Origin of the sequence: uncultured Sphingomonas sp. (assembly GCF_937859915.1) — a bacterium.
Taxonomy (GTDB): domain Bacteria; phylum Pseudomonadota; class Alphaproteobacteria; order Sphingomonadales; family Sphingomonadaceae; genus Solisphingomonas.
In genome coordinates, this window is the sequence record NZ_CALMAW010000020.1 from 1 (window position 1) to 14,686 (window position 14,686).

The 14,686-nt window shown below is 70.6% G+C and carries 10 protein-coding genes; 4 read left to right on the forward strand and 6 right to left on the reverse strand.

What is annotated here, in order from left to right; all coding sequences use genetic code 11:
• Both malQ and treY read left to right on the forward strand, forming a co-directional pair.
• A partial coding sequence (gene malQ / locus Q0326_RS02925; RefSeq protein WP_298686920.1) for a 4-alpha-glucanotransferase occupies positions 1-1,548 on the forward strand: 1,548 nt, incomplete at its 5' end.
• Entirely contained in the window at positions 1,545-4,019 is a 2,475-nt protein-coding gene (gene treY / locus Q0326_RS02930) for a malto-oligosyltrehalose synthase (RefSeq protein ID WP_298686922.1), read from the forward strand. The genes malQ and treY, both read left to right, overlap by 4 nt.
• Before the next feature lie 116 nt (positions 4,020-4,135).
• Here treY and Q0326_RS02935 read toward each other — a convergent pair whose 3' ends face one another.
• Genes Q0326_RS02935 through Q0326_RS02945 form a run of 3 tightly spaced genes read right to left on the reverse strand, consistent with a single transcriptional unit; the run spans position 4,136 to position 7,882 of the window.
• Positions 4,136-6,130, reverse strand: coding sequence for a M3 family metallopeptidase (locus Q0326_RS02935; RefSeq protein WP_298686923.1), 1,995 nt, complete (start codon positions 6,128-6,130; stop codon positions 4,136-4,138).
• Complete coding sequence (locus Q0326_RS02940; protein ID WP_298686925.1) at positions 6,127-6,939, reverse strand: transglutaminase family protein; 813 nt, start codon at positions 6,937-6,939, stop codon at positions 6,127-6,129. Before Q0326_RS02940 ends, Q0326_RS02935 begins: the two co-directional genes overlap by 4 nt.
• Before the next feature lie 16 nt (positions 6,940-6,955).
• A complete protein-coding gene (locus Q0326_RS02945) occupies positions 6,956-7,882 on the reverse strand; it encodes a transglutaminase N-terminal domain-containing protein (protein WP_298686927.1) in 927 nt (308 codons plus the stop codon).
• On the opposite strand from Q0326_RS02945, the gene Q0326_RS02950 reads away from it, so the two are divergent.
• A complete protein-coding gene (locus tag Q0326_RS02950; RefSeq protein ID WP_298686930.1) occupies positions 7,881-8,681 on the forward strand; it encodes an N-formylglutamate amidohydrolase in 801 nt (266 codons plus the stop codon). The two genes, Q0326_RS02945 and Q0326_RS02950, sit on opposite strands and share 2 nt — an antisense overlap.
• A gap of 90 nt (positions 8,682-8,771) precedes the next feature.
• Positions 8,772-10,019, forward strand: a complete 1,248-nt coding sequence (locus Q0326_RS02955) for an acyl-CoA dehydrogenase family protein (RefSeq protein WP_298686932.1) — start codon at positions 8,772-8,774, stop codon at positions 10,017-10,019.
• A gap of 153 nt (positions 10,020-10,172) precedes the next feature.
• Here Q0326_RS02955 and Q0326_RS02960 read toward each other — a convergent pair whose 3' ends face one another.
• From Q0326_RS02960 to Q0326_RS02970, 3 genes are all read right to left on the reverse strand, one after another.
• The gene (locus Q0326_RS02960; protein WP_298686934.1) at positions 10,173-11,309 is read right to left on the reverse strand and encodes an acyl-CoA dehydrogenase family protein; all 1,137 of its coding nucleotides are present in this window, start codon (positions 11,307-11,309) and stop codon (positions 10,173-10,175) included.
• A gap of 140 nt (positions 11,310-11,449) precedes the next feature.
• Positions 11,450-12,634, reverse strand: coding sequence for an acyl-CoA dehydrogenase family protein (locus Q0326_RS02965; RefSeq protein WP_298686936.1), 1,185 nt, complete (start codon positions 12,632-12,634; stop codon positions 11,450-11,452).
• Complete coding sequence (locus Q0326_RS02970) at positions 12,631-14,676, reverse strand: 3-hydroxyacyl-CoA dehydrogenase NAD-binding domain-containing protein (protein ID WP_298686939.1); 2,046 nt, start codon at positions 14,674-14,676, stop codon at positions 12,631-12,633. The genes Q0326_RS02965 and Q0326_RS02970 overlap by 4 nt, the downstream gene beginning before the upstream one ends.
• Positions 14,677-14,686: the final 10 nt, after the last annotated feature.

A 14,686-nucleotide genomic window follows, 5' to 3' on the forward strand; every position in this document is an offset into this window, starting at 1 on the left:
CTGACCGGGCGCCCGCGCGGCTGGGGCCTGGCGGCGCAGCTCTATGCGCTGCGTGGTGCGCGGCCATCTGGCTTCGGTGATTTCGCAGCCCTCGCCGATCTCGCGCGCGTCGCCGGCGCGCACGGTGCCGACGCGCTCGCGATCAGCCCGGTCCACGCGCTGTTCCTCGCCGACCCGACGCGGTTCAGCCCCTATTCGCCGTCGAGCCGCGACTTCCTCAATCCGCTGTTCGCCGATCCGGGCGTCGGCGACGAACCCGACGGCGACGCGCTGATCGACTGGCCGGCCGCCTCCACCGCACGCATCGCGCGGTTGCGCGCGGCCTATGCTGCGTTTGACGGCGATCCCGATTTCGACGCCTTCGTCGCAGCAGGCGGCGCGCCCCTGCGCGGCCATGCGCTGTTCGAGGCGCTGCACGGTCATGTCCACGATCAGGGCATCGCCGGCGGCTGGCAGGATTGGCCCACGGCGTTTCACGACCCGGAAAGCCGCGATGTCACGCACTTTGCTGCGCAGCATGCGGATGCGGTCCGCTTCCATCTCTTCCTGCAATGGCGCGCGACGCGGGGTCTCGCTGATGCGCAGGACGCAGCGCGGGGTGCGGGCATGGCGATCGGACTCGTCGCCGATCTCGCGGTCGGGATCGATCCGGGCGGCAGCCACGCCTGGAGCCGGCGCGGCGAATTGCTGCATGGTCTGACGCTCGGTGCGCCGCCCGACACCTTCCAGGCCGCGGGGCAGGGCTGGGGCATCACCGGCCTGTCGCCGACCGCGCTGGCACGCGACGGCTACGAACCCTTCCTGCGGACCGTGCGCGCAGCACTGGCACATGCCGGCGGGCTGCGCGTCGACCATGCGCTCGGGCTCGGCCGGCTGTGGGTCATCCCGGAGGGCGCACGCCCGCTCGACGGCGTCTATCTGCGCCAGCCGCTGGAGGATCTGCTGCGCCTGCTGGCGCTCGAGGCGCACCGCGCGCGCGCGATCGTGATCGGCGAGGATCTGGGCGTCGTGCCTCCGGGCTTCCGCGACCAGCTGAGCGATTGCCACCTGCTCGGCATGCGCGTGCTGCCGTTCGAGCGCACCGAAGACGGCGGCTTCACCGATCCGACACGCTGGTCGCCGGTCGCCGCGGCGATGACGAGCACGCACGATCTCACCCCGTTCGCGGGCTGGTGGCGCGGCGTCGATATCGCGTGGCGCGAGGAACTCGGCGCGGACGCCGATACGCCGGCGCAGCGCGATGCGGACCGTGCGCGCTTCTGGGATCGCGCGGCGGTGTCGGCGGACGCGACCGGTGCCGTGCCCGCCAAGAACGCGCCCGTCGCCGCGGTAGACGCCGCAATCGCGCTCGTCGCACGGTCGACGTGCGAACTCGCGATCGTCGCGCTGGAGGATCTGGTCGGGCTCGACCAGGCGCCCAATTTGCCCGGCACGATCGACGAGCATCCCAATTGGCGCCGCCGCCTGCCCGCGGCGCCCGAACCGCTCTTCGCCGACGACGCCGTCGTCGCGCGTCTCGCCACGCTGACCAAGGAACGCCCCGCATGATCCCCCGCGCCACCTACCGGGTGCAGTTCCACGCCGGCTTTCCCTTTGCCGACGCGATCCCGCTCGCGCCCTATTGGGCGAAGCTCGGCATCAGCCATGTCTACGCCTCGCCGATCGGCACCGCGCGGACGCAATCGATGCACGGCTATGATCAGGTCGATCCGACCAGCATCAACCCCGAACTCGGCGGCGAGGAGGGGTTCCGTGCGCTTGCCGCCGCGCTCAAGGCCGAGGGGCTCGGCATCATCATCGACATCGTGCCCAACCATGTCGCGGTCGGCCATGGCGACAACGGCTGGTGGCTCGACGTCCTCGAGAAGGGCGAGGCGAGCGACTATGCGCGCTTCTTCGACATCGACTGGCACCCCGCCAACCCTGCGCTCGACGGCACGCTGCTCGCGCCCTTTCTGGGCAGCGCCTATGGCGAGGTGCTGGGGTCGGGCGACCTGCGCGTGAAGCGCGTAGGCGATCGGCTCGCGCTGGTCGCCTATGACAGCCACGTCTTCCCGCTGCGTCCCGAGGATCAGGCGGCGCTCGCCGACGCGCGCGATCTCGACACGCGCTTCGACGGCAGGACCGAGGCGGGCCGCGCCGCGCTGCACGAGCTGTGCGAGCGCCAGAATTGGCGGCTCGCCTCGTGGCGCGCGGCCAACGACGCGATCAACTGGCGGCGCTTCTTCGACATCACCGAGCTCGCCGGCATCCGCATCGAGGAGGAGGTCGTGTTCGATGCGGTCCACGCGCTGCCGCTGCGGCTGTACCGCGAGGGGCTGATCGCCGGCGTCCGCGTCGATCATGTCGACGGGCTCGCCGACCCCGCCGCCTATTGCCGCAAGCTGCGCACCACCTTCGGCGACGACGCCTATATCGTCATCGAGAAGATTTTGGGGGCGGGCGAGACGCTCGCCACCGACTGGGGGATCGACGGCACCAGCGGCTATGATTTCCTCAACGAGGTCTCCGCGCTGCTCCACGATCCGGCGGGGGCGGAACCGCTCGCGGCGCTGTGGCACGCGCTGAGCGGCCGCCCCGCCGACTTCGCCTTGGAGGAGCATCCCGCGCGCCGCGACATGGTCGCGCGCGGCTTCGCGGGGCAGCTCGACTCGACCGCACAGGCGTTCGCGCGCCTCGCCGCGTCGGACGTCGCGACGCGCGATCTCGCGCTGCCCGCGCTGCGCCGCGCGATCGCCTGGCTGCTCGAGGTCTTCCCGGTCTATCGCACCTACGGCACCGGCGATGCCGCCCCCGACAGCGATAGCGCGATCCGCATGCGTGCCGTCGCGGCCGCGAAGGCGCTCGCCGGCGCAGCGGAAGCCGGAACGGTCGACCGCATCGGCGACTGGCTCGCGGGCACCGGCCCCGGCGACCGCGCGCTTCGCCAGGATGCGGTGCGCCGCTTCCAGCAGCTCAGCGCGCCGATCGCCGCAAAGGCGGTCGAGGACACCGCCTTCTATCGCTACGGCCGGCTGCTCTCGCGCAACGACGTCGGCTGCGATCCCGAGCGGCTCGGGGCGGACGCGTCCGCCTTCGCGCAAGTGATCGAAGACCGGTCGGCACGCCATCCCCATGCGATGCTGACCACCGCGACGCACGACCACAAGCGCGGCGAGGATCTGCGCATGCGGCTCGCGGTGCTGAGCGAGATGCCCGAGCTGTGGGCCGAGACCGCGCGGGCATGGGCGGCGGACGTCCCCGACGGCATCGATCGCGGCGACGCGCACATGCTCCATCAGATGATCGTCGGCGCCTGGCCGCTCGATCTGGCGGCGGACGATGCCGCGGCGATGGCGGGCTTCGCCGAGCGGCTCGGCGGCTGGCAGCTCAAGGCGCTGCGCGAGGCCAAGCTGCGTTCGTCCTGGGCGGCGCCCGACGAGGCTTATGAGCAGGCCTGCGCCGACTATCTCGACCGGCTGCTCGCACCGGGCGCCTTCGCGACCGAGGCGCGTGCCTTTGCCGAGCGGATCGCACCGGCGGGTGCGGCCAAGTCGCTGGCGCAGGTGATGCTGCGCGCGGCGCTGCCGGGCGTGCCCGACTGCTATCAGGGCAGCGAGGGCTGGGACTTCAGCCTGGTCGACCCCGACAACCGCCGGCCGGTCGACTATGCCGCGCTCCAGGCGATGCTGGCCGGCACGGGCGCGAGCTGGCGCGACGGCGCGGCCAAGCAGCGGTTGCTCGCCGACCTGCTCGGCGCGCGCGCGGCGCATCCGGCGGTGCTTGCCAACGGATCGCTGACGTTCCTGACGCTCACCGGCGTGCGCAGCGCCGACGCGATCGCCTTCGCGCGCAGCGGCGGGGGTGGGACCGCGATCCTGCTGTGCGCGCTACGCTGTTCGCCGGCGTGCATCGACGCGGGCTCGCCCGAGCCGGGCGCGGCGTGGTGGGGGGATACGGCGGTGGTGTTGCCCGATGGTGGCCGGATGGCGGCGACGGAGATCGTCGGGGAGCGTGCCGTCGGGTTCGTGCTGCTCTAAAGCCCTCTCCCTCAGGGAGAGGGTTGGGTGAGGGTGTCCAGCCCCGAACGTGGGACGCGACGCTTGCGCGTCGCTCCCCCTCACCCCGACCCTCTCCCCGACGGGGAGAGGGAGGCCTACCCCAGCAACCCGCGTTCCAGCAGCAGATGCCGCTCGTCGGGCTCGCGCCCGCGGAACGCGACGAAGTCGGCCATTGCATCGCGCGTGTCGCCGCGCTCGAGTATCTCGCGGCGGAAGCGGGTCGCGAGGTCGCCCGCGAACATGTCGCCCGCCTCGGTGAACGCCGCGAACGCGTCGGCGTCGAGCACCTCGGACCAGAGATAGCTGTAATAGGCCGCGCCATAGCCGCCGTCGAAGATGTGGGTGAAATGCGGCAGCCGGTGGCGCATCCCGATCGTCGCGGGCATGCCGAGCCGCTCCAGCGTAGCGGCCTCGATCGCGCGGACGTCGGGGGCGGGGTCGGTCGTCATGTGGATGGCGAGGTCGACGATCGACGCGCCGGCGAGTTCGACCGTCGCGAAGCCCTGGCCGAAGGCGTCCGCCTGGCCGATCGCCGCGATCAGCGGCGTGGGAACGCCGAAGCCGGCGAGCACCTCGGCCGAGACGATCCAATGCTCCATGAACTTGCTCGGGAACTCGACGAAGTCGCGCGCCACCGCCGTGCCCGACAGGCTCGGATAGGTGACGTCGGAGAGCAAAGCATGCAGCGCATGGCCGAATTCGTGGAACAGCGTGCGCGCCTCGTCGATCGACAGCCGGGTGTGTTCGGGCGGCGGCGCCTTGGCGAAATTGGCGACGGTGTAGACGATCGGCAGCACGCGATCGTCGAGCCGCTCCTGCACGCGCAGCGACCCCATCCACGCGCCGCCATGCTTTTCGGGGCGCGCGAGATAGTCGGTGTAGAGCAGCCCGACCGGCCCGCCGCCGACATTGCTCACCGCCCAGGCGCGGACGTCGGCGTGCCAGCCGGGGACGTCGCTGCGCTCCTCGAAGCAAAGCCCGTAGAGCCGGCCGGCGCAGTCGAACGCGGCGGCGCGCACCGCGTCGAGCGTCAGATGCTGCTTCACCGCCGCGCCGTCGAGCGCATGCCGGTCGCGGCGGATCTGCTCGGCATAGAAGCGCCAGTCCCACGCTTCGATCGGTGCGTCGGCGAGCGCCTGCAACTCGGCCTGCTCGTCGGCGGCGCGCTCGAGCGCCGGTGCCCAGACGCGCTCGAGCAGCCCCATCGCCGCCTGCGGGCTGCCCGCCATGCTGTCCTCGAGCTTTTCCTCGGCATAGCTGGCGTGGCCGAGCAGATGCGCGCGCTCCTGCCGGAGCGCCACGATCTCGGTGAGGATCGGCCAGGTGTCGTGCGGACCGCCGTCGCAGCGGCCGGTGAACGCGCGCCACACGGTCTCGCGCACGCCGCGGTCGGTCGCGAAGCCGAGCAGGTCCTCGACCTGACCGCGATCGAGCGTGAACCGCCAGCCGTCCTGCCCCGCCAGTTCGGCCCGGCGCCGGGCGGCGGCGCGGACGCTGTCGGGCAGCCCCGCGCAGCCCGCTTCGTCGAGCAGCAGCGACCAGTCGGTGCCGGCGGCGAGCACATTGTGGCCGAAGCGCACCGACAATTCGCCGAGCCGCTCGTCGATCGCCGCAAAGCGCGCCTTCGCCTGGGGATCGAGCAGCGCGCCGCCCGAGACGAAGCCGCGATAGCTGTTCTCGACCAGCCGCAGCTGTTCGGCACCCAGCGTCGTGCGTGCGCGCCACACCGCGGCGACCCGGTCGAACAGCCGGCGGTCGTGGCCGATCGCGGTGCCGTGGCGGGTCAGCCGCGCCGACATCTCTTCCTCGATCGCGCGCAGATCCGCATCGGCCTGCGCCGAGGACAGCGTCCAGAAGGTCCGCCGCACCTTGGCCAGCGCCGCGCCCGATCGCTCGAGCGCGAGCAGCGTGTTGGCGAAGTCGGCGGGGGCGGGATCGGTCGCGATCGCCTCGATCTCGGCGCGATGCGCCGCAAGCGCCACATCGAGCGCGGGCAGGAAATGCGCCGCGCGGATGCGATCGAAAGGCGGCGCCGCGAAGGGTCCCGTCCAGTCGTCGAGCAGCGGGTTGGCGGTTGAGAGTTCGGTCAAAGCGAGGTCACCTCGTCGGTATGCACGTCGAACCGCGTCAGCCGGGTCGGCCCGAACACGGTGGTCAGCGCGGCGTCGGTCGCGTCGCGGCCGCGCGCCATCAGGATCCGCCCGATCCGCGGCGTGTTGTGGCGTGCGTCGAACGTATACCACTGCCCGCCCAGATAGGCCTCGAACCACGCCGAAAAATCCATCGGCGCGTCGCTGACCGGCACGCCGATGTCGCCGAGATAGCCGGTGCAGTAGCGCGCCGGGATGTTCATGCAGCGGCACAGCGTCACCGCGAGATGCGCGAAGTCGCGGCACACGCCCTGGCGCTCCTGGTACGCGTCCCACGCGGTCTTGGTCGAGCGCGCGTGATGATAGCCGAACTCGACATGGTTGTTGGCGAACGCGACGATCGCCTGCACCCGTGCCCAGCCGGTCGGGGCATTGCCGAACAGCGACCAGGCGGTGTCGGACAAGCGGTCGGTCTCGCAATAGCGGCTCGCCAGCAGGTACATCAGCACCTCGTCGGGCAGCTGCTCGACGGGCAGCTGAATGGCATCGGGCGCGTAGGCGTCGGGGGCGCCATGATCCTCGACGACGAAGTCGCAGGCAAGATCGACGCCGCCTGCCGGGATCGTCATCCGCGTGCAGACATTGCCGAAGCTGTCGACATAATCATACATCGGCACGTCGGGCGCGGCGACGATGCGGTGCGGGGTGCGCAGATCCTGGTGCCGCGACGGGTGCACGCTGAGCAGCGCCAGCATCGGCACGGGGACGTCCGTATCGAAACGGATATTGTAGCCGGTTCGGATCAGCATGGGCCCTTGTCTCCCGTCATAGTGCGGCGGCGTTGAGAATGGTGGCGGCGGCGGCGCTGTCGTCGGCGGTCTGCCCGTCGAGCTTGATCTCGACCGAGACGTCCATGCCCTGGTCGCTGCCCGGAAAGCCCGCCCAGGTGCCCGACAAGGGCACGGCTTGGTAGGGATCGCGCGCGATCGCGACGCGGACCAGCCCGCGGCTGCCGACGATGCCGTTGGTCGGATCGAATTCGATCCAGCCCGAGCCCGGCAGGAAGATCCGCACCCAGGCGTGGGTGTTGCCGCCCCCGACGCGGCCCTCGCCCATGCCGGGCGAATAGACATAGCCCGACACGAAGCGCGCCGCGAGGCCGAGCGCGCGCGCCGCCTCGATCATCAGCACCGCGAAGTCGCGGCAGGTGCCCTGGCGCTTCTGCAGCGTCTCGACCGGGGTCTGCGTGCCCGCCTCGTAGCGCGCGATATAGGTGAAGGTGCGGCGGATGGTCGAGGTGATCTCGGCGAGCATCGTCAGCGTGTCGGTCTTGCCGTCCTGCCGCACGAAGCGCCGCGCCCAGTCGTCGACGATGCGATAGGGGTCGTGGTGCCCGCGCTCGATCGAGCGCAGCAGATCTGGCATGTCCTCCGACGAGTAGGTGAAGGGGTAGCGCTGGGCATAATCCTCGATCGCGACGCTGTCGCGCTCCATCGGGATATGCTCCATCCGGACGTCGCTCTCGAAGCGCAGCGTTGCCGCGCGGCCCGAAAAGCGCGCGACCGCGACCGAATTGCCGAACACGTCGTGCAGCCAGCGCAGGTCGCGCGGCGCCGGATCGATGTCGAGCTTGGCCGCGATCAGCCGCTGGTCGTGCCCTTCGCGCGGGCGGACCATCAGGCGATGCTCGCCAAAGGCCACCGGTTGCCGGTAGCGGTAGGTGGTGACGTGGCGGATGGTGAGGAATGGCATGGACGACGACTATTCCACAGGTTCGGCCGGGCGCGAAGCGTTGCACGACGCTTTGCTGGACAGGGCCGATCCAGCGGCGGTCGCGATACTCAACCCGCGGGGCCGCGCGCCGTTCCTGCTGATCGGCGACCATGCCGGCAATCGCATCCCGCAGCGGCTCGGCACGCTGGGGCTTTCGGAGCCGGATCGCACGCGCCACATCGCCTGGGACATCGGCGTCGGTGCGCTCGGCGAAGCGCTGGCGTCGCGGCTCGACGCGGTGTTCGTGCGGCAGAGCTATTCGCGGCTGGTGATCGACTGCAACCGCGATCCGGACACGGCGGACGCGATCCCCGAGGTCAGCGACGCGACGGCGATTCCGGGCAATATCGGGCTGAGCGCGGCGGCGCGCGCGGCACGGATCGCGGCGATCCACGCGCCCTATCAGCAGGCGATTGCCGCCGAGATCGCGCGGCGTAGCGCGGCGGGGCAGGCGACGATCCTGCTGTCGCTGCACAGCTTCACGGCGGCGCTTGCTGGGCAGGCGGCGCGGCCGTGGGACATCGGCGTGCTCCACGACGGCCGCAACGACCGCTTCGCGCGGCGGCTGCTGGACGGGCTGATGCGGTCGCCCACGCTCGTCGTCGGCGACAACGACCCCTATCGGATGGACGCGACCGACCACACCGTGCCGCGCCACGCCTTTCCCGACCTGCCCTATGCCGAGCTCGAGATCGCGCAGCGCCGGCTGGCGACGGCGGACGAGATCGGCTGGTGGTGCGAGACGCTGGCGCCGCTCATCGAGGGCGCGGCGGCATAGGGGCATCGTCGCGCCACAGTCTCACTTGCGTCTCCGGTATGGCGGCGGCACAGTCGCGCCAAAGCCGACAAAGCCCGAGAGGACGCCATCATGGATTTCACGCTGACCGACCGAGAGGCGCATTTCAAAGATCTGGTACGGCGCTTCATCGACGAGGAGATCGCCCCGCGCGACGCCGATTATCACGCCCAGCAGCGCGAGGGCGCGCGCTGGAAGGTGCTGCCCGTGATCGAGGCGCTCAAGATCGAGGCGCGGGCCGCGGGGCTGTGGAACCTGTTCATGCCGCCGCATGCCGGCCAGGCGCATGTCGACGACAGCTTCGTCTTCGAGGGCACGCAACTCTCCAACCTCGAATATGCGCTGTGCGCCGAGGAGATGGGGCGGCTGCACTGGGCGTCCGAGGTGTTCAACTGCTCGGCGCCCGACACCGGCAATATGGAGGTGCTCCACCGCTACGGCACGCGCGCGCAGAAGGATCGCTGGCTCAAACCGCTGATGGACGGCGAGATCCGCTCCGCCTTCCTGATGACCGAGCCCGACGTCGCCTCGTCGGATGCGACCAACATCCAGGCCTCGATCGTCCGCGACGGCGACGATTATGTCGTCAACGGTCGCAAATGGTGGTCGTCGGGGGTCGGCGATCCGCGCTGCACGGTGGCGATCGTGATGGGCAAGTCTGACCCGCAAGGGTCGAGGCACGGCAGCCAGAGCATGATCCTCGTTCCGCTCGATACGCCGGGCGTGACGATCGACCGGATGCTGTCGGTCTATGGCTATGACCATGCCCCGCACGGCCACGGCGAGGTGCTGCTCGAGAACGTCCGCGTGCCCGCCGAGAACATGCTGCTCGGCGAAGGGCGCGGCTTCGAGATCGCGCAGGGGCGGCTCGGGCCGGGGCGCATCCATCATTGCATGCGCACGATCGGGGTGGCGGAGAGCGCGCTCGCGGCGATGGCGCAGCGGCTGCTGTCGCGCACCGCGTTCGGCAAGCGCATCGCCGAGCAGAGCGTCTGGGAGGAGCGGCTCGCGCGCGCCCGGATCGACATCGAAATGAGCCGGCTGCTGTGCCTCAAGGCCGCCGACATGATGGACCGCGCGGGCAACAAGTCGGCGAGGAACGAGATCGCGATGATCAAGGTGCAGGCGCCGACGATGGCGCTGCGGATCCTCGACGACGCGATCCAGGCGCATGGCGGGGGCGGCGTGTCGGGCGATTTCCATCTCGCGGCGGAGTGGGCGGCGGTGCGCACGCTGCGCTTCGCCGACGGCCCCGACGAGGTCCATGCCCGCGCGATCGCACGCGCGGAGCTGGGAAAATACGCGCCGCCGCGTGATTAACATCCTCCCCGACATTCGTCGGGGAGGGGGACCGCCGGCGCAGCCGGTGGTGGAGGGGAAAGGCGGCAAGCGCGGCGTTCGAGGCGCGGCCCCTCCACCACTCGCTGCGCGAGCGGTCCCCCTCCCCGGGAAAACCCGGGGAGGATGAGACGGTCAGTAGCCCGACGCCCGCGCCAGCCGGTCGGCATGGAAATCGCTGTCGCCGAACAGTTCGGCGAGCACGCGGGCGCGCTTCATGAAGAAGCCGATGTCGTAATCGTCGGTCATGCCGATGCCGCCGTGCATCTGCACGCCCTCCTGCACCACGAGCGTGGTGGCGAGCCCCGCCATCGCTTTCGCGACCATCACCGCGCGCTCGGCGGCCGGATCGCCCGCATCGAGCAGCTGCTGCGCCTTGAGCACCGCCGCGCGCGCGATCTCCAGCTCGCTGTAGAGATGCGCGGCGCGGTGCTGGAGCGCCTGGAAGCTGCCGATCGCGACGCCGAACTGTTTGCGCTGCTGGAGATAGTCGGTCGTGCGCGCCATCGCGCCCGTGCCGACGCCAAGCAGCTCGGAGGCGGCGCCCGTGCGCACCGCGTCGAGCGTGCGCGTCAGCCCCGCCCAGCCGCCGTCGAGCTCGCCGATCACCGCGTCGGCGTCGACCTGCACGTCGTCGAAGCGCAGCTGCGCGGAGAGGCTGGCGTCGGCGAGGCGATCGGCGGCGGCGGTGAGACCCGCCGCGCCCTTGTCGACCGCGAACAGCGTGATGCCGTCCGGCTCGTCGCTACCCCCCGCGGTGCGCGCCGCGACGATCAACAGGTCGGCGACATGGCCGTGCGCGACGAAGCGTTTCGTCCCGCGCAGCGTGAACCCGTTGCCCGATCGCGCGGCGGTGAGCGCGATCCGGTTGGGGCGATGCTTGCCGCCCTCGTCGATTGCGAGCGCCGCGACCGCTTCGCCCGCCGCGATCCGCGGCAGCCAGCGCGCGCGCTGGTCGCGCGATCCGCCCTTGAGCGCGGTGACCGCGCCGACCGCGGTCGCCAGGAAGGGCGAGGGGGTGAGGTTGCGCCCGATCTCCTCGAGCACGATACCGGCCTCGACGGCGCCAAGCCCGAGCCCGCCGTCGGCCTCGTCGATCAGCATGCCGCAAAACCCCATTTCGGCGAAGCGCGCCCACAGCGCGGGATCGAAGCCGGTCCGGTCGTCGGCATCGCGCAAGGCACGCATATGCGCGACCGGCGCCTGCTCGGCGAGGAAGGGCCGCGCGGTGTCGAGCAGCATCGCCTGGTCGTCGGTGTGGAACAGCGGCATGGACATCCTCTTCTTCTCCCCCGTCGTCCCGGCGAAAGCCGGGATCCATAGACGGCGGCACGGTCGTTATCCGGGCACAGCGCCCACGTCCGAGGCGCCGCATCCATGGGCCCCGGCTTTCGCCGGGGCGACGGAGGGGATCACGCCCCCGGCAGCGCCAGGATGCGCTTGGCGATGATGTTGAGCTGCACCTCGGAGGTGCCGCCCTCGATCGAATTGGCCTTGGTGCGCAGCCAGGCCCGCGCCCCCGCGCCGCCGTGCGAGCGATCGCTCTCCCATTCGAGCGCGTCCGATCCGCCCGCCGCCATCATCAGCTCGTGACGCTGCTTGTTGAGCTCGGTACCGACATATTTCATCATCGAAGGCTGCGCGGGATGCGTGCGCTTCGCCTTGAGCTCGTCGAGGAAGCGCTCGGACATCGCGCGGAACGCGGCGGCGCGCACCTCGAACAGCGCGATCCGCGCGCGCAGCACCGGATCGTCGAGCCGCCCGTCTGGCTCGGCGCCGATCGCCTCGACCGCGATCTTGCCCAGCGATGGCCCGCCGCCGGTGCCCAGCCCCATCGCCGAGATCATCTCGCGCTCGTGGCCGAGCAGATATTTGGCGACGTCCCAGCCCTTGTCGCGCTCGCCGAGCAGATTGGCCTTGGGCACGCGGACATCGTCGAAGAAGGTCTCGCAGAAGGGCGAATAGCCCGAGATCAGCAGGATCGGCCTCGTCGACACGCCGGGCGAGGCCATGTCGAACAGCAGGAAGGAGATGCCGCCCTGCTTGACCGTCTTGTCGGTGCGGACGAGGCAGAAGATCCAGTCGGCCTTGTCGGCATAGCTGGTCCACACCTTCTGCCCGTTGACGATGAAGTCGTCGCCGTCCTCCTCCGCCGAGGTGGCGAGGCTGGCGAGGTCGGAGCCGGCATTGGGCTCCGAATAGCCCTGGCACCAGCGGATTTGTCCGCGCGCGATCTTCGGCAGATGGTCCTGCTTCTGCGCCTCGGTGCCATATTTGAGCAGCGCGGGCCCGAGCATCGAGATGCCGAACGAATAGAGCGGGCTGCGGCAGCCGAGGCGCGCCATCTCCTCGCGCAGCGCCTTGCTCTCCGCCGGCGACAGCCCGCCGCCGCCATAGTCGCGGGGCCAGTCGGGCACGGTCCAGCCGCGCTCCGCCATCCGATCGAGCCACAGCTTCTGCTCGGGCGACGAGAAGGTCGGGTTGCGGCCGCCCCAGCAGACATCGTCGTCCGAGCGGATCGGCGTGCGCATCTCGGCCGGGCAGTTCCCCTCGAGCCAGGCGCGCGTCTCCGCGCGGAAGTCGTCGAGCTCGCTCATGAGGTGAAGCGCTCGCCCTTGGCCGCCTTGTCGGCGAGCAGCGTAGAGAGGCGATGCCCCGCCATCCGGGGCGCGTGCTTCTCGAGCCCCGCCACGACGACGTCGAGCCCGACCGTGTCGGCCCAGAACATCGGGCCGCCGGTCCAGGCCGGCCAGCCATAGCCGTTGAGCCAGACGATATCGATGTCGGACGCGCGCTGCGCCATCTTCTCCTCGAGGATCAGCGCGCCCTCGTTGACCATCGGGTAGAGCAGCCGCTCGAGGATCTCCTGGCTGTCGATCGTGCGCTGCGCGATGCCCTTCTTCGCGGCGAATTCGCGGATCAGCTGCTCGACCTTGGGCGAGGGGGTGCGGTTGCGCTTGTCGTCATAGTCGTAAAAGCCATGGCCGTTCTTCTGGCCGCGCAAGCCCGCCTCGCACAGCGCGTCGCGGAAATTCTCGGCGCCGTCGGAGGCGTCGGGATCCCAGCCGATGTCGAGGCCGGCGAGGTCGGACATCTGGAACGGCCCCATCGGGAAGCCGAAATCGAGCAGCACCCGGTCGACATCGGCCGGCGTCGCGCCCTCCATCACCAGCGCATTGGCCTCGCGCTGACGCGGCGAGAGCATGCGGTTGCCGATGAAGCCGTCGCACACCCCCGCGACCACCGCGACCTTCTTGATCGTCTTGGACAGCGCCATGCAGGTCGCCAGCACCGATGGCGCGGTCTTGGCGCCGCGCACGATCTCGAGCAGCTTCATCACATTGGCGGGCGAGAAGAAGTGCAGCCCGATCACCGACTCGGGGCGCTTGGTGGCGGCGGCGATCTCGTCGACGTCGAGGTAGGAGGTGTTGGAGGCGAGGATCGCACCCGGCTTGACGATGCGGTCGAGCGTGCCGAACACATCCTTCTTGATCGCCATCAGCTCGAACACCGCCTCGATCACCAGATCGCAATCGGCGAGATCGTCATAGGAGAGGGTGGGGGTGAGCAGCCCGGTCGCGGTCTCGACCTGTGCCGCGGTCATCCGGCCCTTGCTGGCGGTCGCCTCGTAATTCCGGCGGATCGTCGCGACGCCGCGGTCGAGCGCCGCTTGCTCGCGCTCGACGATCGTGACCGGGATGCCCGCGGAGAGGAAGTTCATCGCGATCCCGCCGCCCATCGTGCCGGCACCGAGGATGCCGACCTTCCTGATCGGGATCAGCGGCGTATCCTTGGGGATGTCGTTGATCTTGGCGGCGGCGCGCTCGGCGAAGAAGATGTGGCGCAGCGCCTGGCTCTGCGTACCGCTGACGAGCTGGGTGAACAGCGCGCGCTCCTTGGCCATGCCCTGGTCGAAGGGCAGAGTGGTCGCCGCCTCGATCGCCTGGATACACGCCTCGGGCGCCTCATAGCCCTTGAGGCGACGGGCGTTCTCCTTGCGGAAATGGTCGAACAGACCGGGTTCTGCGGTGGCCGTGCCGCGGCTCGCGACGGGATGCCCGCCCTTGGCCGCCATGTCGCGCGCAAAGGCGATCGCGTCGGCCTCGAGGCTGTCCTCGCCGACGATGCGGTCGATCAGCCCGATCGCCTGGCCCGTCTTGGCGGGAATCGGATCCCCCGAGACGATCATCGGCAAGGCCGCCTCGACTCCGACCACACGCGGCAACCGCTGCGTGCCGCCCGCGCCCGGCAGGATACCGAGCTTGACCTCGGGCAGCCCCAGCTTCGCCGAGGGCACCGCGACGCGGTAATGGCAGGCGAGCGCGACCTCGAGCCCGCCCCCGAGCGCGGTGCCGTGGATCGCGGCGACGACGGGCTTGGTGCAGGCCTCGATGATGTCGACCACCTCGGGGAGTTGCGGCCCGCGCATCGGCGCGCCGAACTCGGTGATGTCGGCGCCCGCGAAGAAGGTGCGGCCGGCGCCGCGGATCACCACCGCCGCGACCGCCGAATCCGCATCGGCCGCGCGGATCGCCTCGACCAGCCCGATCCGCACGTCCGCGCCAAGCGCGTTGACCGGCGGATTGTCCGAGACGACGACGAGCACGTCGCCCTCCTTGCGGGTGGTGATGACGGCCATGCGCGCTCCT